Annotated in this window: 20 protein-coding genes; 10 read left to right on the top strand and 10 right to left on the bottom strand. The window is 60.9% G+C overall.

The genetic code is table 11. The features are described 5' to 3' along the window. Positions 1-55: 55 nt before the first annotated feature. Positions 56-721: a hypothetical protein gene (locus tag ACXHXG_RS19230; RefSeq protein WP_104824524.1), complete on the bottom strand. Its 666-nt coding sequence runs from the start codon at positions 719-721 to the stop codon at positions 56-58. A 210-nt stretch (positions 722-931) separates the two neighbouring features. On the opposite strand from ACXHXG_RS19230, the gene ftsE reads away from it, so the two are divergent. From ftsE to ACXHXG_RS19210, 4 genes are all read left to right on the top strand, one after another. Beyond that, positions 932-1,591 carry a cell division ATP-binding protein FtsE gene (gene ftsE / locus ACXHXG_RS19225; RefSeq protein ID WP_199773495.1) on the top strand — a complete coding sequence of 220 codons (660 nt, stop codon included), beginning with the start codon at positions 932-934 and terminating at the stop codon, positions 1,589-1,591. Further along, positions 1,584-2,630 (top strand): cell division protein FtsX, encoded by a 1,047-nt coding sequence (locus ACXHXG_RS19220; RefSeq protein ID WP_457900275.1) that lies wholly within the window; start codon positions 1,584-1,586, stop codon positions 2,628-2,630. The genes ftsE and ACXHXG_RS19220 overlap by 8 nt, the downstream gene beginning before the upstream one ends. A gap of 69 nt (positions 2,631-2,699) precedes the next feature. Continuing rightward, on the top strand, positions 2,700-3,422 hold the full coding sequence (locus tag ACXHXG_RS19215; RefSeq protein ID WP_104824527.1) for a YdcF family protein: 723 nt from the start codon (positions 2,700-2,702) through the stop codon (positions 3,420-3,422). A gap of 99 nt (positions 3,423-3,521) precedes the next feature. Beyond that, on the top strand, positions 3,522-4,322 hold the full coding sequence (locus tag ACXHXG_RS19210) for a lysophospholipid acyltransferase family protein (RefSeq protein ID WP_457900274.1): 801 nt from the start codon (positions 3,522-3,524) through the stop codon (positions 4,320-4,322). On the opposite strand, the gene ACXHXG_RS19205 is transcribed toward ACXHXG_RS19210, so the two are convergent. Beyond that, positions 4,319-4,852: a gamma-glutamylcyclotransferase gene (locus tag ACXHXG_RS19205; protein ID WP_104824528.1), complete on the bottom strand. Its 534-nt coding sequence runs from the start codon at positions 4,850-4,852 to the stop codon at positions 4,319-4,321. The genes ACXHXG_RS19210 and ACXHXG_RS19205 overlap by 4 nt on opposite strands. Positions 4,853-4,903: 51 nt before the next feature. Between ACXHXG_RS19205 and ACXHXG_RS19200 the strand changes: the two genes are divergently transcribed. Continuing rightward, entirely contained in the window at positions 4,904-5,917 is a 1,014-nt protein-coding gene (locus ACXHXG_RS19200) for a DUF2125 domain-containing protein (RefSeq protein ID WP_104824529.1), read from the top strand. A gap of 44 nt (positions 5,918-5,961) precedes the next feature. Here ACXHXG_RS19200 and ACXHXG_RS19195 read toward each other — a convergent pair whose 3' ends face one another. The 3 genes from ACXHXG_RS19195 to ACXHXG_RS19185 all read right to left on the bottom strand — a co-directional run bounded on the left by ACXHXG_RS19195 (position 5,962) and on the right by ACXHXG_RS19185 (position 8,880). Further along, positions 5,962-6,891 carry a prephenate/arogenate dehydrogenase family protein gene (locus ACXHXG_RS19195; protein ID WP_283047690.1) on the bottom strand — a complete coding sequence of 310 codons (930 nt, stop codon included), beginning with the start codon at positions 6,889-6,891 and terminating at the stop codon, positions 5,962-5,964. Next, entirely contained in the window at positions 6,888-7,997 is a 1,110-nt protein-coding gene (gene hisC / locus ACXHXG_RS19190) for a histidinol-phosphate transaminase (RefSeq protein ID WP_457900273.1), read from the bottom strand. Before hisC ends, ACXHXG_RS19195 begins: the two co-directional genes overlap by 4 nt. Before the next feature lie 103 nt (positions 7,998-8,100). Next, a complete protein-coding gene (locus ACXHXG_RS19185) occupies positions 8,101-8,880 on the bottom strand; it encodes a class I SAM-dependent methyltransferase (RefSeq protein ID WP_104825233.1) in 780 nt (259 codons plus the stop codon). A gap of 53 nt (positions 8,881-8,933) precedes the next feature. Here ACXHXG_RS19185 and gloB point away from each other — a divergent pair, with 53 nt between their 5' ends. The 3 genes from gloB (at position 8,934) to ACXHXG_RS19170 (ending at position 11,416) form a co-directional block, all read left to right on the top strand. Next, entirely contained in the window at positions 8,934-9,704 is a 771-nt protein-coding gene (gloB, locus tag ACXHXG_RS19180; RefSeq protein WP_457900272.1) for a hydroxyacylglutathione hydrolase, read from the top strand. After that, positions 9,704-10,129 (top strand): cupin domain-containing protein, encoded by a 426-nt coding sequence (locus tag ACXHXG_RS19175; protein WP_457900271.1) that lies wholly within the window; start codon positions 9,704-9,706, stop codon positions 10,127-10,129. Before gloB ends, ACXHXG_RS19175 begins: the two co-directional genes overlap by 1 nt. A 174-nt stretch (positions 10,130-10,303) precedes the next feature. Beyond that, a complete protein-coding gene (locus ACXHXG_RS19170; protein WP_457900270.1) occupies positions 10,304-11,416 on the top strand; it encodes an esterase in 1,113 nt (370 codons plus the stop codon). A 21-nt stretch (positions 11,417-11,437) separates the two neighbouring features. On the opposite strand, the gene yddG is transcribed toward ACXHXG_RS19170, so the two are convergent. Next, the gene (gene yddG, locus ACXHXG_RS19165; RefSeq protein ID WP_260303177.1) at positions 11,438-12,337 is read right to left on the bottom strand and encodes an aromatic amino acid exporter YddG; all 900 of its coding nucleotides are present in this window, start codon (positions 12,335-12,337) and stop codon (positions 11,438-11,440) included. 49 nt (positions 12,338-12,386) lie between these two features. Then, positions 12,387-13,163, bottom strand: coding sequence for a DUF3108 domain-containing protein (locus ACXHXG_RS19160; RefSeq protein WP_457900269.1), 777 nt, complete (start codon positions 13,161-13,163; stop codon positions 12,387-12,389). 237 nt (positions 13,164-13,400) lie between these two features. On the opposite strand from ACXHXG_RS19160, the gene rpmB reads away from it, so the two are divergent. Next, positions 13,401-13,703: a 50S ribosomal protein L28 gene (gene rpmB, locus ACXHXG_RS19155; RefSeq protein WP_104824537.1), complete on the top strand. Its 303-nt coding sequence runs from the start codon at positions 13,401-13,403 to the stop codon at positions 13,701-13,703. Between the two features lie 117 nt (positions 13,704-13,820). After that, positions 13,821-14,456 (top strand): queuosine precursor transporter, encoded by a 636-nt coding sequence (locus tag ACXHXG_RS19150; RefSeq protein WP_457900268.1) that lies wholly within the window; start codon positions 13,821-13,823, stop codon positions 14,454-14,456. A gap of 47 nt (positions 14,457-14,503) precedes the next feature. On the opposite strand, the gene ACXHXG_RS19145 is transcribed toward ACXHXG_RS19150, so the two are convergent. The 3 genes from ACXHXG_RS19145 to cobS all read right to left on the bottom strand — a co-directional run bounded on the left by ACXHXG_RS19145 (position 14,504) and on the right by cobS (position 18,607). Continuing rightward, positions 14,504-15,520: an esterase-like activity of phytase family protein gene (locus tag ACXHXG_RS19145; RefSeq protein WP_457900267.1), complete on the bottom strand. Its 1,017-nt coding sequence runs from the start codon at positions 15,518-15,520 to the stop codon at positions 14,504-14,506. 186 nt (positions 15,521-15,706) lie between these two features. After that, complete coding sequence (gene cobT, locus ACXHXG_RS19140) at positions 15,707-17,599, bottom strand: cobaltochelatase subunit CobT (protein WP_104824540.1); 1,893 nt, start codon at positions 17,597-17,599, stop codon at positions 15,707-15,709. A gap of 18 nt (positions 17,600-17,617) precedes the next feature. Beyond that, positions 17,618-18,607: a cobaltochelatase subunit CobS gene (cobS, locus tag ACXHXG_RS19135; protein ID WP_104824541.1), complete on the bottom strand. Its 990-nt coding sequence runs from the start codon at positions 18,605-18,607 to the stop codon at positions 17,618-17,620. Between the last annotated feature and the right edge of the window lie 230 nt (positions 18,608-18,837).

Below are 18,837 nucleotides of genomic sequence, written 5' to 3'. Positions count from 1 at the left end.
TTGTCCGCCGATCAAGCTCTAGCCCGTAGCACAAACCTGAGGGCCGACACACCCCCTAAGGCATGAAGGAGAGGCGAACATCCGGCATTTTTCCACCGGGATGCTGCAATCGCGTGGAAAATCCGCGGCTCTCATGCGGCCCGATACGGTTTACTGGCGGGTTCACCACCACGCTTGTCAGCAATTGACCGCCGGAGAAGATATCGGCGCGGACAGGCGGCACCGAGAGCGTGGCGCCGGTCTCGTTTTCGATGATGCCGTTGACGGTGAGCACCCGCATGCCATTCTCGTCGCGCGGCGTCAGCGTCACATGGGAAAATTGCAGCGGCTCCGAGGTGGCCTGTGCCGGCGTACCCGACAATCCCGAGAAACCGCCGGCAAGACCGAAGACCAGAATGGCCAGAGCAACGATGAGCGCCACGAAGCTGCGGCGCGAGGCTTGCTGCAGCCAGCCTTCGGCAAGGCGCAGGCCCGTGAGCGCATGAAGGAAAGCTCCCTTGGGAGCCGGCCGCGGCGATTGGCTGGGGCGGAAAGCCCCGTCGCGAGCGTTGCTGCCCGAGGCGGTTCTGATGCGGCTGGGAATGACCGTCACGAACTCGGCGTCGACGACATCCGGCTTCGGCCCAAAGCGGCGCGATAGTCCCGAACCCAATGCGCGTTCGGGCGGCAGCAGGTCATAGATCAATCCCGCCTGTTGTTGGCGGTGGCGAAAAGTGCCCATGACGATCTCCCTTTCCGGTGATCCACATGGTTTCAACGCCCACCTGAATTCTGGGCATTGAAACGAATCCTGCCCAGTCGTAAATTTTAATAGTTAATGCTTCGCAAAGATCGCCATGAATCGGGCGCCTTTCCAGCAAAATTTACCGGCTGTTAACGCCCTTGGTTAACAAGTCGCCTGATTGAACACTGCGGAAGAGTGGACTGCCCGTTGATTCATTTTGAGAACGTCGGTTTGCGCTATGGTATGGGTCCGGAAATCCTCCGTGACCTGACCTTCGACATTCCGCGAAAATCGTTCCAGTTCCTGACGGGACCTTCCGGCGCCGGCAAGACGACGTTGCTTCGGCTTCTCTTCATGTCGCTGCAGCCGACCCGCGGACTGATCCGCATGTTCGACCGCGAGATCTCCTCGATCCCGCGCAACGAGCTGCCGTTGCTGCGCCGCCGCGTCGGCATCGTCTTTCAGGATTTCCGGCTGCTGGAACACCTCACGACATACGAAAACGTCGCCCTGCCGCTGCGCGTGCGCGGCAAGGAGGAAAGTTCCTATCGCACCGACGTGCTGGAACTGTTGAAATGGGTCGGCCTCGGCGAACGCATCAATGTGTTGCCGCCGGTGCTGTCGGGCGGCGAGAAGCAGCGCGCCGCCATTGCCCGCGCCCTGATCGACCGCCCCGAGATCCTGCTCGCCGACGAACCGACCGGCAATGTCGATCCACCCATGGCACGGCGGCTGCTGAACCTGTTCCTCGAACTCAATCGCCTCGGCACGGCGGTCGTCATTGCCACGCACGACCTCACCCTCATGGATCAGATCGAAGCCCGGCGCATGATTTTATCGGGAGGGCATCTCGATATCTATGACTGAGCCCGCTCCCCGCAGGAAAGCCTCGAATGCCGGGGCTGCCAACAACCAGGAAAGACCCGCCGCATCTCCGCCGGAGAAGAGGCGGCCGGAAATGCGCGTGCGCCCGACCGGACCGATCGTGCCGTCCTCCAATATCCAGGGCAATGCGCTGATCGTCGTTATCGCCATCATGGCTTTCCTTGCCTGCCTGACGCTCGGCGCCGTCAGCATGGTGCGCTCGACGGCGGCAAGCTGGGAGAGCCAGATTTCCCGCGAGATCACCATCCAGATCAAGCCGGACGACAATCTCGATATGGGCAAGGCGCTGGCCAGCGCCCGCGACATCGCGCTTGGTTTCGTCGGCACCAAGTCCGGCCAGATCGTCGACGAGGCGGCGACCGCTCGCTTGCTCGAACCCTGGCTCGGCGCCGGCCTCGACCTCAAGGAGCTGCCCGTCCCGCGCCTGGTGATCATCACGATCGACGAAACGCATCCCCCCGATTTCGAGGCGATGCGCAACCTCCTCAAGGATCAGATTCCGCAGGCGACGCTGGATGATCACCGCACCTGGGTCGATCGGCTCGTCTCGATGGCGCACACCACCGTTCTCATCGGCACCGGCGTCCTGCTCCTGGTTTTCACCGCCATGGTGCTGACCGTGGTGTTTGCCACGCGCGGCGCGCTCTCGAGCAATCGCCACATCGTCGAGGTGCTCCACTTCGTCGGCGCCGAGAGCACCTTTGTTGCCACCGAATTCCAGAAGCATTTCCTGAAGATCAGCCTGAAGGGTTCGGCTGCTGGCAGCGCGCTCGCCGCCCTGTTTTTCGCCAGCGCCGGCTTTCTGCAGAGCCGCACGATCGCGACGCCGCAGACCGACCAGGCAACCGCCCTGTTCGGCACATTCTCGGTCGGCGCGCTCGGCTATCTCGGCATCCTCGCCACAATGATCATCATTGCCCTGCTCACCACGGTCACGGCGCGCTTCACCGTCATGCGCACCATTTACGAGATCGATTTGATCCGCTCCGACCCCGGAAGAACCGAAACTGTGCAGAATTGACGCTAGGGCGATGATTTTTTTCGATCTAATGGTCTGTTCCTTGCCGCAATTGGCGCATAATAGCGAATCATGAGCATGGACCTGACGACTCGCAAGACCGTGAGTTCGCAGACGTTGCGAGAGCAATCCCGCAGCGACCGGCCTGTGCGGCGCAGCCTCTTCCGAAGGTTTTTGCGCTGGGGCGGCTTCGGCTTCATCATCCTTGTCGCCGTTGTCTTCGGCGGCTTCCTGCATTTCGCCGATTCGATCACCACGCTGAAGCCGCCACCGGAACCGAAGGCGGACGCCATCGTCGTGCTGACCGGCGGCTATCAGCGCATAGGCCAGGCCGTGGAACTGCTACGCACCGGCGCCGGCAACCGGCTGTTGATTTCCGGCGTCCATCCGACCACCACGCCGTCGCAAATCCGCAGGCTGACCCAAAGCCCCGTCAGTCTCTTCAATTGCTGTGTCGATGTCGGTTATGACGCCCTCGACACCATCGGCAATGCCCGCGAGGCCGCGAAATGGATCCACGCCAGAGGCTACAAGAGCATATTGGTAGTGACGAATAACTATCACATGCCGCGCAGCCTCGCCGAGCTGAAATATGTTGATCCGGCCACGGATTTCATTCCCTATCCGGTGGTCAATTCCGATCTCAAGACCAAGAACTGGTTCACCGATCCGAACGCGCTGCGCACCATGCTCTCAGAATATGCCAAGGTTCTTCTCGCCGGCGCCCGCAATCTCACGGGTCTCGGACGCCCGCTCGGCCTGCGCTCGCGGGAGACCGACGATGATCCGGACTAAGATATCTGGCGACACATGGACCGACTTTTTATTGACAGCGTAATCGTGTAGGCAAAGCTTCAGATGCTGGCGAAAGCCGGCGTGTTGGGAAAGCCTTTGATGATCACCTTGCGTTCGATCCTGTTCAATACGACCTTCTATGCCAACCTGATCATTCGCATGATCGTGCTTTCACCGATCTATTTCCTGATGCCGCGCAAGGCCGGCTACGCGATCCCCAAGGCCTGGGCGAAATCCAGCGTCTGGCTGATGGAGAAGATCATCGGCACCACCTTCGAGATCGAGGGCTTGGAGAATATTCCCGCCGGCAGCTACATCTTCGCCCCGAAGCATCAATCCTTCTGGGATACCTTCGCACTGCTGCCCTATCTCGATGATCCGGTCTATATTCTGAAGCGCGAGCTGATGTGGATTCCGCTGTTCGGCTGGTATGCGAAGAAACAGCGCATGATTCCGGTCGACCGCAGCGCCCGCGGCAAGGTGATGTTCGATGTGCTGAAGCGCACGCGGGAAGAGCTTTCTACCGGCCGCCAGTTGATCATCTATCCCGAGGGCACTCGCCGTCCGCCGGGGGCCGAGCCGGTCTATAAATACGGCATCGCCCGCATGTATCGTGATCTCGACATTCCCGTCGTCGCCGTGGCCATGCATCCCGGCCTGTTCTGGCCGCGCCGCACCTTCCGCAAGTATCCCGGCCATTTCAAGGTGCGCATCCTGCCGCCGATCCCGCCGGGCCTGGATCCGGACGCCTTCTTCGCGCGATTGCTTGAGGAGACGGAAAAGGCAAGCGACGAATTGCTGGTCGAAACCATCGCCAACAATCCGCATCTGCCGGTCCCGCCGACGGCCGCGCGGCGCCTGGCCGAGATCGCAAAAGCGAAGATGGCGACCGCGGTTTAAGACGCCTCCCGCATCCGCTCGATCTCGCCCGCCACCTGCTCCAGCCATTGGTCGCGAATGCCCATCTCGCGCAGATGCGTCAGCGTATTGAAGACATAGGCATCGTTCGGTCCGGACTGTCCGACGGCGGAATCGACAATATGGGCCGCCTCTATGGCGTCGAGCGTGCCGGCATATTGCTGATGATTACGGTCGACAATATAGGCGACGGCAGCTACCCTTCGGCCATCCGCGAGACGAATGGGCAGCGTCCTTTCCAGATAGACGTTGGTGACCAACTCCCGCTCGCGTAGATAGCTCAGCACTTCGTCCCGCTCGGCGGCTGCTATGCTGAATGCCATGCCGCGGCAGGAGCCGCCGTGATCGAGGCCGAGCACCAGGCCCGGACTTGCCTCCGTGCCGCGATGGACCCAGGAATGGACGCAAAGGGAGCGGCGGTAGCCGAAAATCAAGGCCTCTGCTTTTTCAACATAGCTAAACCCCGGATTCCACATGAGTGATCCGTAGCCAAATACCCAAAATTCGTCCATATCCAACGCCAAATCATTGTGAACACATAGGTTCAACCATTGGAGAACAACATGGCAGCGTCAAGCCAGAGCGTAGCATCCGGCAGAGGCAAACGCATGTGGCTCATCGGGCTGGGGCTGATCGTGATCCTTGCCGGGCTTTATACCGGCGGTTGGTTTTATGCGACCACGATGGTGAAGACGACCGTGCTGAAGGCGCTCGGCGAGCAGAAAGACGCAGGCATTTCGGGCGAATGCAGCGACATGGCCTTCAGCGGCTTTCCCTTCTCCATCGGCCTCTCCTGCGCCAAGGTGACCGTCGACGATCATGTGAAGGGCGTTTCCGCCTCCTTCGACAACCTCCATGCCTCGGCGCCGGTCTATCAGCCGAACCATGTCGGCTGGAGCCTGAGATCGCCGGCCGAGATCCGCACCGCGCAGGGTTTGACGGTGTCGGCCGAATGGACGGATCTGCAATCGAATCTCATCGCCAAGGGCCGTGGCGTGGCGCAGAGCGAGACCGTCATCGATGGGCTAAAGGCTGGCATCGTCTCCTCGTTCACCGGCCAGAGCGCCGACGTGACCGCCGCGCACACCGAAATGCACGCGCGCCAGAACGGCGACGACCTGGAACTGGCGATCGGCATCGAAAATGCCAATGCCGTCATCAAGGATTTTCCGCAGACGCTGCCGACGGCATCGACAAGCGCCGATATCACCTTGACCGGCAAGGCAGGCTTGCTCGACGGCAGCGACGGACACGGCCTTTATGGTGCTGCAGGCGTTCTTCGCAAGGTGGTGATCGATATCGGCGACGGCCGCGTCATGACCCTTTCCGGCCCCTTCAATTTCGACGATCAGGGCTTTCTGTCCGGTCAGTTCAAACTGGAGATCAATCAGATCGGACCATGGGGCGACAGCCTGAAAGCAACGATCCCAGCCGCCAAAAACATGATCGACACCGCCACCAAGCTTCTGAAGTCGCTCGCGGCCGGCGGCGACAAGGTCTCCGTCGATCTCACCGCCGATCGCGGCCGCCTCTCGCTCAGCGGCTTCATTCCGCTCGGCAAGATCCCGCCGATCTGAGAATCAACACCTTCGCCTCAGCGGGGCGAAGGTTATGTCGATACCTACTTCTTCACATCCAGCGCGTGACGCCCGAAATCCGGGGCGTCGACGTCCTGGCCGGCCTCGACGATCGAGCGGCGGATGGCGCGTGTGCGGGTGAAGAGATCGAAAATCTTGTCGCCCTCTCCCCAGCGGATTGCCCGCTGCAGATAGGCAAGATCTTCCGAGAAACGCGCCAGCATTTCCAGAATGGCATCGCGATTGTGCAGGCAGACGTCGCGCCACATCGTCGGGTCGGACGCGGCGAGACGGGTGAAATCGCGGAAGCCGGAGGCGGAATATTTGATCACTTCCGATTCCGTCACCGTCTCCAGATCATCGGCCGTGCCGACGATGTTATAGGCGATGAGATGCGGCAGATGCGAAACGATCGCCAGCACCTTGTCGTGATGGGCGGCATCCATCTCATCGACGCGCGAGCCGAGCGCTTCCCAGAAATGGCGAAGCCTTTTGACGGCGGCCTCGTCGGTGCCGGGGATCGGCGTGAAGATGCACCAGCGACCCTCGAACAGCCCGGCAAAACCGGCATCAGGCCCGGACTTCTCCGTGCCCGCAATGGGATGGCCGGGAATGAAATGCACATTGCCCGGCATATGCGGCTGCATCTGCGCGATGACGGACGCCTTGGTCGAGCCGACGTCGGTGACGATGGCGCCGGGCTTCAGATGCGCGGAGATTTCCGCCGCAACGCTTCCCGATGCGCCGACCGGCACGGAAACGATGACGAGATCGGCATCCCCAACGGCTTCGGCCGACGATTGCGTATAGCGGTCCCCGAGTTCGAGTTCTTCGGCACGCTTCAGCGTCTCGGCGCTCCGCGTCGAGATTACTACTTCCTTGGCGAGGCCGAGCCGCTTGATATCATAGGCGATCGACGAGCCGATCAGGCCGATGCCGATCAGCGCGATACGGTCGAACTGCACGCTGCTCATGCCTTGCGCCCCATGAATTCGGTCAGGGCATCGATGACGCCCAGATTGGCCTCTTCCGTGCCGATGCTCATGCGCAGCGAATTCGGGAAGCCGTAGGCACGCACCGCACGCAGGATATAGCCGCGGCTGGTCAGGAACTCGTCGGCATCGGCAGCACGTTTGCCCTCGATATCGGGGAAGTGAACGAGCACGAAGTTGGCGACCGACGGCGTCACCTCGAGGCCGATCGATTCGAAGGCCTTCGTCACTTTCTCGATCCAAAGCGTATTGTGCGCCACCGCCTTCTGGGTGAAGGCCTGGTCGCGGATGGCGGCCGCACCGGCGGCAATGGCGGCCGCGTTCATATTGAACGGGCCACGCACACGGTTCAGCGCAGCCACCACATCGGCCGGCCCATACAGCCAGCCGACGCGCAGCGCCGCAAGCCCGTAGATCTTCGAGAAGGTACGGGTCATGACGACATTGGGATTAGAGGAGACAAGCTCGAGGCCGGCTTCATAATCGTTGCGGCGGACATATTCGGCATAGGCGGCGTCGAGCACGAGGATGACATGCTTCGGCAAACCCGCCTGCAGGCGGCGGATTTCGCTGACCGGCACATAAGTGCCCGTCGGGTTGGCCGGATTTGCGATGAAGACGATCTTGGTCTTGTCGGTTACAGCGGCAAGAATCGCGTCGACATCGACGGTACGGTCCTTCTCCTTGACCGTCACCGGCGTTCCGCCTGCGGCCAGGATTTGGATCTTGTAGATCAGGAAGCCGTGCTCGGTGATGATGCCTTCATCGCCGGCGCCGAGATAGACATGGCAGAGCAGGCCGAGCAGCTCATCGGAGCCGTTGCCGCAGAGGATATTGGCAGTGTTCAGGCCGTGAATATCGGCAATCGCCTGACGCAACTCCGTGGCCTGCCCGTCCGGGTAGCGTTCCAAATGCTCGCCGGCTGCGCGGAAGGCTTCGATGGCCTTGGGGCTTGCACCGAACGGCGTCTCGTTCGAGGAGAGCTTGAACACCCGCGCCACGCCCGGCGCATGCTCCTTGCCCGGCACATAGGCGGCGATATCGAGAATGCCGGGGCGCGGGACGGGCTTGCTCATTTCCATGCTCATGGGATCGACCTTGGGAAGGGCCGGAAAATTCCGGCTTTAGACATCTCGTGGCATTAATGCGGATTGACGAATTTGTCGAGTGTTTGCCAGTTGGCAAGCCTGCTCATGCACCGTCGCGCGTCGTCGGTATGCCGCGCGGCGCCAGCACCGGCACGAAGACGCGGCGCGAGGCGCGGACGGCGACCGGCAGGCCCTGGTAAAGCCGCTTCTGCGCCTCGACGATGATGACGCCGGAAAAAGCCGGCCAGAGCGTACGCCCGATCCGTTCGAAGGCGCGTCTGAGCCGCAGGACGGTGCGCAGCTTCGAGGGCGGAAAGAACAGCGCCTCGGCGGTCGCACCCGGCGTAAAGTTGGTCTCTCGCAGCAGCGAAGTAAGCTGCCCTCGCGAATAGGGCCGGCCGGAGCCGAAGGGTGTATGCTCCATGCGCGCCCATACGCCCGTGCGGTTCGGCACGACGATGACGAGCCGGCCGCCAGGCGCCAGCACTCGCCAAAGCTCCTTCAGCGTCTCGCGCGGGCTTTCGGCGAATTCCAGCGAATGCACCATCAGAACCCGGTCGATGGAACTGTCCGGCAGCGGCAATTCCTCGTCGAAGATCAATGCTGTCGCCGAAACCGAATCCACCGGCCAGTTCACGGCGCCTTGCCCTGCCGGCATGAAGGCGAAAGTGCGTTCGGTGTCGGCGCGGAAACGATCGAGATAGGGGACGGCATAGCCGAGGCCGACAAGCCGTTCTTCCGGCAGCCGCGACCAGATCGAGGAAAGCGCCATGGCGATAGACTGCTCGGCCAAGCGCCCAAGCTCGGAATGATAGAATTGGCGGAGATCGACGATATCGGCGTGCATCGCCACAAATGTTATCAGCCACCCGTTGGACTTCAAGGCCGAACCGCCTACATTCCGATTCAAGCGCATCGATAAGGACTATTTCGACCATGAAACCCTTGGAATTAGAGGTATTTATCTGCCGCTCAGACAATTTCGGCGTGCTCGTCCATGATCCAGAAAGCGGCTACACGGCGTCGATCGACGCGCCTGAAGCAGAGCCTATCCTGGCAGCCGCCAAGCGTCGGGGCTGGACGATTACCCACATCCTCACCACCCATCACCACACCGATCACGTCGAGGGCAATCTGGCGCTGAAGGAGCAATTCGGCTGCGAAATCATCGGCCCGATCAATGAAGCAGTCGCCATTCCCGGCCTCGACCGCGCCGTCAGCGACGGTGACACCTTCGAGTTCGGTGATCATACCGTCAACGTCATCGAGACACCGGGCCATACGGCCGGCCATATCTGCTACCACTTCGAGGATGACAAGCTGCTTTTTGCCGCCGATACTCTCTTTGCGCTCGGCTGCGGCCGGCTGTTCGAGCGGCCGGCGGCAGATATGTGGGCATCCCTTCAGAAACTCGCCGTATTGCCGGATGAAACGGCAATCTATTTCGGCCATGAATATACGCTGTCCAACGCCCGTTTTGCCGTAACCATCGATCCCGACAATGAAAGGCTGAAGGCGCGCGCCGCCGATATCGAGGCCCTGAGGGCCGAAGGCAAATTCACCATTCCGACAACGCTCGCGCTGGAGAAGGAAACCAATCCCTTCCTGCGCGCCGCCGATCCGTCGATCCGCAGGAATCTGCTGATGGAAAGCCGCAGCAACGAAGAAGTCTTTGCCGAAATCCGCAAGCGCAAGGACAATTTCTGATGCGGCCGGAAGAGATCATCGCGGCACTTTCCATGCAGCCGCATCCGGAAGGCGGCTGGTATGTACAGACGTTCCGCGACGAGCATGGCGGTAACCGCGGCCATTCGACCGCGATCTACTACCTGCTGCAGGCGGGCGAACGCTCGCATTGGCATCGGGTGCGCGACGCCGCGGAGGTCTGGCATTACTATGCTGGCGCGCCGCTTGCGCTGTATCGCTCCGCCGACGGCAAGATGGGCGAGACGATCGTCCTCGGTATAGACCTCGCAAAAGGCGAGCGTCCGCAGGCGATCATCCCCGCCGATTGGTGGCAGGCGGCCGAAACTCTCGGCGATTTCACCCTCGTCGGCTGCACGGTCGCGCCGGGCTTCGAATTTTCCAGCTTCGAAATGGCCGCTCCCGGCTGGAAGCCTTCATCAGACTGAACTTTTCCCGTTCTTTGATATCACGTACGACCCAAGGTGGCTGCTTTGCGGACAGCCGCCTTGAAAAACCTTCGCACTGCCGCAGCTTTACACGGGGAGAGAGAAATTGGTTGATGTGGAGGAGATTTTTTCGTGCGCTTGTTGTTCCCCGTGTTTGTTTTGGCGGGCTGTGTCATGAGCCTTCCCGCCGCTGCCCTTGACGCTCCCGCCGCACCGCCGGCGGAACGTCCGCTGAAGGAATTCGTCACCTCTGTCGGCAAAGACGGATCGATCACCTTCCGCCTCTACGCTCCTTCGGCAAAAGCCGTCACCGTCGTTCTCGGCTCGCACGATCCGATCGCGCTGCAACGCGGCGATGACGGCATATGGGCTGCCAAGACCGAGCCGATGAAGCCCAATCTCTATGAGTACTATTTCAACGTCGACGGCTTTCGCAGCATCGATCCCGGCACAAATTCGCCCAAGCCGCAGCGGCAGGTGAATACCAGCCTCATCCTCGTGCCCGGCAGCATCCTCGATATTCGCAATGTTCCGCACGGCGACCTGCGATTGGTGACACTGCATTCCAAAGCGCTCGATTCGGAGCGCCAGATGTATGTCTACACACCGCCCGGCTACAGCAATCCGACGAAGCCGCTTCCCGTCCTCTATCTCTATCACGGCTTCGGCGACACTGCCGCATCCTGGATTGCGCAGGGACGGGCACCCCAGATCCTCGACAATCTGCTGGCGGAAAAGAAGATCGAGCCGATGATCGTCGTCATTCCGGACACGGAAACCGACGTGCCGGATGCGGTTGCGGAGAATTTCCCCGCCGCCGAACGCCGGAAAAACTTCTATCCGGCAAATGCCGAAGCAGCGGATCGAGAACTCATCGAGGATCTCATCCCCTATATGAAAAGCCATTACCAGGTGCGCAGCGATGCTGACGGACGTGCGGTCGCGGGCCTGTCGCAGGGCGGATACCAGGCGCTCGTTTCCGGCCTCTCGCATCTCGGCACCTTCGGCTGGGTCGCGACCTTCAGCGGGGTCAGCACGACCACCGTGTCGAACAAGGCCGTTGACGCAGCCCTGAGCGAGCCTGACAAGATCAACAAGCTACGCAACTTCACGGTGACGGTTGGAAGCAAGGACCAGGTCGTCGGCAAGGACGTCGCCGGCCTGAAGGCAATGCTCGAAGAGAAGAAAATCAAACACGACTATCAAGAATACCCGGACCTCGGGCATGAGATGGATGTCTGGCGGCCGTCGCTGATCGCATTCCTGCAAAAAGTCTTCAAGGAATAGGCGGCAACGACCGGGGCGGAGCTATTGCGCCGCTTCCGCCTGTGCCGGGCCGGTATTGTCCCGGCGCAGGATCATCCTGTGCGCTGCCAGCACCGCCCCGCCGGTGACCAGAATGCAGGCAAGCGCGATGCTCCAGCTAGGTTCGGCAAAGCCGAACAAAGTGAGGATCAGCGTCGAGAGCAGCGGTGCAGCATAGCTCGCCGCGCCGAGAATCTGGATATCGCCGTTTTTGACGCCGTAATCCCAGGCATAGAAGGCAGCGCCTACCGGAAAAAGCCCGAGCCCGAATACCGCAATCCATTGCGACGCCGCTTCCGGCCAGATCGTATCCTCCAGGCCAAGATGGCAGACGAGGGAAAGGGCTGATGTCACCAGACAGAAGATAGTGACGACATCGGTCGATACCGCCTCGAACCGGCGGGTGATCAACGAATAGCCGGACCAGGTGAAGGCGCAGAGAAATGCCGCACCGTAGCCGATGGCATGGGCACCCTCGAAGTGAAACCCGTTGCGGCCGACGATCAGCACCGTGCCAGCAAGACCCATCAGCGCGCCGACGATATGGTACCAGCGCAGCCGCTCGCCCGGCAGGAGCGCCGAGCCGACCACGATCAGCAACGGCCAGAGATAGGCGATCAGCCCCGCCTCGACCGCCGGCGCATGGCGCAGCGCGGTGAAATAGAGGAAATGATAGCCGAACAGCCCGGCGATGCCGGTGATCCAGACCTTGGCCGGCTGGCGCAGCAACTGCAGGCGCTCCGGCCTCAAGGCGAGAACAACGATGCCGGGGATGCTGCCGATGGCGAAACAGATGGCGAGCAATTGAAACGGCGGCATCTTACCCGATGCCACCGTCAGCAACGCCAGAAACGACCACATCACGATGGCCGCAAATCCCGTCAATGTTGCGCGAAACTTCAAGTCGGCCCCCAGTCTGTCGCCGCGGGCTCTTTCCGAATCGAAAGCCCGTCTAGCTACCGTATTTCACGGCAGTAATCGTCACCGTCCCGTATTGCGTCGGGATACGGACGTAGACAGGCGCATATACATTCATGGCATCAGCCTTGGCAAACCAGATCTCCATGCCGTCGCTCTTGGCGAGATAGAGATAATCCTTGCGCGTTCCCTTATAGCCGCTCTTCGGCGTGAAGCGTACACCACAGGCAATCGTCTTGCCCTTGAAACCATCCGTCGAAAACGGGTGCGATCCCTTCGGCGACAGTTTCAGATCCATGCGCATCTCGCCGTCGAAGACAGGCAAGGTCTGATTGCAGAGGTTGAGATTGGCGGTCGCCGGAAAGATCATGCCGGAAATCGGATCGAGTACCGAGTGCAGATCTCCGTTGCTGAGCGGAATCCAGCTTTGCGGCCGCTTCGGCTCCGGCGTGATCGTATTCGACGTCACATTGCCGTCGGTATAGGCGACATCATAGGTGCGTTCCTTCTTTCCGCTCTTATAATAGAGCGTGTAATGCGTCGCCTGCAGCTTGTTATCGCCGACCGTGCCGGTCACATCGGTTTTCGCATCGATCGACGTGACGAGATCGGCAAGGCCCGCCGACGTAATATCGCCCCGGATGGTAAACTGCTTATCCTTGACCTCGGTCTTGAAATCCGCCCTCGCGATCGGAAAACCGGCGAGCGACACGCGATACTGTGTTTCATGCCGCAGTTCCTCGGCCGATGCCGCCAAGGGCATCGACGCCAGCAGGGCCGAAACAAAAAGCCACCTTCGAAAATGAACCATGACCAAAGCCTTCAACAACGAGCAGGCAGCATATATAGGCGCTTTATGCCCTTGCTGCGACAATCAGAAAACAGCAGCTTTTTGACGGAATTGCGGGAAAGCTCAAGGTTTGGCTTGACGTAGCCGGTCGCTCTGACTATAGAACCGCAACTTTCCAATTATGGCCTGTTGGATTGCGCGCCGGGTTTTGCCCGGGATGACTATCCGATGGCCAAGAAAAACAAAAGTAGGTGTACTATGTCCCGCATGTGCGAATTGACCGGCAAGGCCGTCCTCGTGGGCAACAATGTCAGCCACGCCAACAACAAGACCAAGCGTCGGTTCCTGCCGAACCTCTGCCAGGTCACGCTGATTTCTGACGTTCTTGGCCAGCGCTACCGTCTGCGCGTTTCCGCTGCAGCGCTCCGCTCGGTCGAGCATCGCGGCGGTCTTGACGCTTTCCTCATTAAGGCAAGCGAAAACGAGCTCAGCATGCGCGCCCGCCTGCTGCGTCGCCAGATCGTCAAGAAGACCGCTGAAGCTGCTGCCGTAGCAGCCTAAGCTTCCGCGCTTCTAAAAATAATACGGGCTGAAAGGCTTGCACGGATAACCTCCGGACAAGCCTTTTTCCATGTCCGGTTTGTTCCTCGAACTGGTGGCATCACCCAGGATAAAAAAATGCTGACGTCACGCTATACGCTTGTCTACGTTCTGCTAATGACGCTCGTCGTCGTCGCCTCCAACATCCTCGTGCAGTATCCGCTTCAGGCTGAGCTCGCCGGTATCAATCTTGCCGACATCCTGACTTGGGGCGCTTTCACCTATCCCGTCGCCTTCCTGATCACCGACCTGACCAACCGCCAGTTCGGGCCGAGGGCCGCGCGCAAGGTGGTCTTCGCCGGCTTCGTCGTCGGCGTTACGCTATCCTTCTTCACCGCGCAGCCGCGTATCGCGATCGCCTCCGGCTCGGCCTATCTCGCTGGCCAGCTTCTCGATATCTCGGTCTTCAACCGCCTGCGCCGTATGGCCTGGTGGCGCGCGCCGCTGTTCGGTTCGCTGATCGGCTCGATGCTTGACACGGTGATGTTCTTCTCTTTCGCCTTCGCGCCCTTCTTCGTCTTCTTCGGCCCCAACGATCCCTTCGCAATCGACTGGGCGCCAATTCTCGGCACTTTCTCGACCTCGGCGCCGCGCTGGATTTCCTGGGCGATCGGCGATTTCTCGGTGAAGATGACCGTCGGCCTCGTCATGCTGCTGCCTTATGGCGCGTTGATGAACGTGCTGAAGCCGACGCAGCCGGTCCGCGCCGCGTAAACAGCTACCCATGCGATTTCATGAAAGCCCGCAAGTCGCAGGCTTTCTCATTTCTGGCTGACCAGCTTCTCGTCACGCAGCCGGAATTCCAGCATTAGGCTTCGCTGCAGGATCGAATGGTTGTCGTCGGAGACCATGATCAAGTGGATCGTACCATCGGCAGCCCGGAAGGCGTCCAGCCCTTCCATATTGTCGATCTGAAGATTGGACCCTGCCTGGAAGATGACGTTGCCGTCGACGACCGCGCCCGGCTTGATGTCGCCGCCCGCGATGCGGCGGATACGTACGCCGATACCGTGCGCCAGATCGAAGCGCCGCTCCAGCAGCAGTAGATCGCCGTCGGGTAGGAAAACACCGTCGCTGGCATCGAAATCGTCATAATGGCGCACGGTAAAGCGGCCCTTCAACGGTCCGTCCAGAATCGCCGCCAGCATGTTCCCCTGATCGTCCAGGCTACGCTCCGCGACGATCACCGCTGCTCCCGCAAGCGGGCTCGATTGCGGTGCAATCATCAGGGCTTCCAGGCTGCGGTTGCCGCGCAATAGTTTCTTCGGAATCAGGATCGGAACGCTGCCGTCGGGCGGAGAAGTCTCGAAACCAGGATCGGGATAGGTGTCGACGCGATGATTCTGCTCATAGCTGACGAGCACATGGTTTCCCCGCAGCGCCAGCCCTTCCGCATCCATCGCGCCTTTGCCGGCATCCGTCTCGCCGAAGCGATCGATCATCGGCATGATGTGGGCATCGACAATGCGCCTCAGCCTGCCGTCCTCATCGCGCTCGATGGCCCCCGTCAGCCAATGACCGGTATCCAGGACCGAAACGAAATGACGCTGATCAGGACGGAAGCGGATGGCGGAGAGGGCGCCGAGAAGTGCGTTGCCGGAGCTGAGTTCAAGACCGCCGAGAAATTCGAGCGCACCGAACCGTGTCTGTTCGGAACCGGGCTTGAATGCCGTTATCGCCGTCGCGTGTATTTCCGCCGGCCCACCTTCCGACGTATCCATAGAGCCGCAGCCGGCGAGCAGCATCACAAGCATGGTCGCGCGGCAAAGGCGTTTCATGGGCTCTCACGGGGCCTTGCAACTAGAGCAATTCCAGGAAAAGTGCGTAGCGGTTTTCCGTCCGGAATTGCGTGAAAACAAAGAGATGGAGCAGTTCAGCGATTCCGTGAAGCGATGAACAGCTCTAGGCGGAAAATCGGCGGAAGCACCGGCCGGAAGGCCGATGCAGGTTGGACTATAGGCTGTTCAGCTTGCGCGACGCATACGCGGCAGGCTGGCCTGATCCTCAAACAGCGACGCGAGCTGTTCGGTCATGGCGCCAGCCAACTCGTCGGCATCGACGATCGTCACGGCGCGGCGATAATAGCGCGTGACATCATGGCCAATGCCGATTGCCAGCAGCTCCACGGGCGACCGCGTCTCGATCTGCTCGATCACGGCGCGCAGGTGCCGCTCCAGATAGTTGCCCGGATTAACCGACAGCGTCGAATCATCGACCGGCGCGCCGTCCGAGATCATCATCAGGATGCGGCGCTGCTCGCGGCGGCCGAGCAGGCGGTTATGGGCCCAGATCAGCGCCTCGCCGTCGATATTTTCCTTGAGCAGGCCTTCGCGCATCATCAGGCCGAGATTGGTTCTCGCCCGTCGGTAGGGCTCGTCGGCCGATTTGTAGATGATGTGGCGGAGATCGTTGAGCCGGCCCGGCGTCTGCGGCTTGCCGCCGGCGAGCCATTTCTCGCGTGCCTGTCCGCCCTTCCAGGCCTTGGTGGTAAAGCCGAGGATTTCGACCTTGACGCCACAGCGTTCCAGCGTGCGCGCCAGAATATCAGCGCAGGTAGCGGCGACCGTGATCGGCCGGCCGCGCATGGAACCGGAATTGTCGATCAGCAGAGTCACGACCGTATCGCGGAATTGCGTGTCGCGCTCCATTTTGAAGGAGAGCGCCTGCATCGGATCGATGATCAGGCGCGTCAGGCGCGCCGGATCGAGATAGCCCTCTTCCAGGTCGAAATCCCAGGCGCGGTTCTGCTGCGCCATCAACCGGCGCTGCAGGCGGTTCGCCAGCCGCCCTACGGCGCCCTGAAGATGCGCGAGCTGCTTGTCGAGGAAGGCACGCAGGCGCTCGAGCTCCACCGTGTCGCAGAGTTCCTGCGCCGTGGTCGTCTCGTCGAACTCCTCGGTGAAGACGTGGTAGTCGACCTTTTCGTTGAAGTCGGCGAAGGGCGTATTCGGACGGCGGGTCTCTCCCGGAGTCTCCGAATCCTCTTCGCCCTCTTCGCTCATGTCGTCGTCGGAGATTTCGGCGCCATCCATCTCGCCGTCGTCCATCTGCTCATCGGAAGCTTCGCTGTCCTCGGCGGGCGCGGAGTCGGAACCGTCGTCGCTCTCGACGTCCTGATCATCCTGATCTTCGCCGCTCGGCTTGTCCTCCTCGGCAGACTCCTCATCGGAATCCGGCTCCATGTCCTCGTCGCCGTATTCCTCGGCCATGTCCATGGCCGTGAGCATATTGCGGACGACGCGGGCGAAGCTCTGCTGGTCGTTGATGGCAGAAAGCAGATTGTCGAGTTCGCCGCCGGTCTTGTCCTCGATGAAAGGACGCCAGAGGTCGAGCACCTTGCCGGCGCTTTCCGGCGGCCGCTGACCCGTCAGCTTCTCGCGCACGATCATCGCCATGGCCTCGCCGATCGGCGCGTCTTCCTGCCGCTCGATACCGGAGAAATTCGCCTTGGCGTATTTCTCCGAATTCATCGAATTGAGGTTCGCGGCCATGCCACTCATGCGCAGCGCGCCGATCGATTCCACGCGCGCCTGTTCGACAGCGTCGAAGATGGAGCGCGCCTCGGCGCCCTGCGGCGCCATGGTGGCGTGGACGCGGGCGTCGTGGCAGGCAAGCCTCAGCGCCATGGAATCGCCAAGGCCGCGCGTCACCGCCAGCTCATGCGCCGTCGGCCGCTTCGAAAGCTCCGGCAGGCGAATGCGCTCGCCCGTCATCCCCGGGCGTTCGTTGGCGAAGGCCACTTCGACCTCGGCATCGCCGGCGATCGAGCGCACGCAGCCGGTAATCGCCCGACGCAACGGCTCCATGTCCACCGGAGCGCCCGGCTTCGCTTTGGAATTGTCTCCGCGACCTGCCATGACTTGCTGGCTCTTCTCTTAGGCTTCGAGCACGATGTTGGCGGCGCTTTCCTTCAGCTCGACGCCGAAAGCGCGCTGATATTGCTCGGCGACCAGCGGCCGCTCCAGCTCATCGCACTTGTTGAGGAAGGTCACACGGAAGGCAAAGGCGACATCGCCGAAGATTTCCGCATTTTCCGCCCAGGTGATGACCGTACGCGGGCTCATGACGGTGGAAAGATCGCCGTTCATGAAGGCCGCGCGGGTCAGATCGGCGACGCGCACCATCTTGGACACGGTATCGCGGCCTTTCTCCGTGCGGAAAGACTTTACCTTCGCCAGCACGATATCGACTTCGTTGTTGTGCGGCAGGTAGTTCAGCGTCGTCACGATCGACCAGCGGTCCATCTGCGCCTGGTTGATCTGCTGCGTGCCGTGATAGAGGCCCGTCGTATCGCCGAGACCGATGGTGTTGGCGGTCGCAAACAAGCGGAAGGCCGGGTGAGGACGGATAACACGGCTCTGGTCGAGCAGCGTCAGGCGGCCGGACGATTCCAGCACGCGCTGGATGACGAACATGACATCCGGGCGGCCGGCATCGTATTCGTCGAAGACGAGCGCGACATTGTGCTGATAGGCCCAGGGCAGAATGCCGTCCTTGAATTCGGTGACCTGCAGGCCGTCCTTGACGACGATGGCATCCTTGCCGACGAGGTCGATACGGCTGACATGGCTGTCGAGGTTGATACGCACGCAGGGCCAGTTGAGGCGGGCTGCGACCTGCTCGATATGCGAGGACTTGCCGGTGCCGTGATAGCCGGAGATCATCACGCGGCGGTTATGGGCAAAGCCGGCGAGGATGGCGAGCGTCGTCTCGCGATCGAACAGATAGTCGGTATCGAGGTCGGGCACGTAGGCATCGCCCTTGCTGTATGCCGGAACGCGGATATCGGAATCGATTCCAAAGACTTCACGGACCGAAACGGTCGTGTCGGGAAGCTCGGAAATATCAAGGTCAATCTTGCTCATCATGTCTCCAAGGCGGGCGACTGTCACCCAGCCATATCAATCTCAGCTTTTTTCATCCGTGACGCCGCAGCTTATTGTCCGCATCCGTCCGGTCGGGACATCGGCGATACTTCTCCGGGACTGAAGCGAAACCTCGGCGCGATGAAATGATCGCTTACGAGCATTCTGGAACTGAGTCCCGGACAAGAAACGCCGCGCCCGGAAAGTTGACCGAGGTGCAGCCAGCCAAA

The organism is Rhizobium sp. LEGMi-198b (assembly GCF_054114205.1).
The sequence above is the reverse complement of the archived record's forward strand: the minus strand, read 5'-3'. Positions and strand labels throughout refer to the sequence as shown.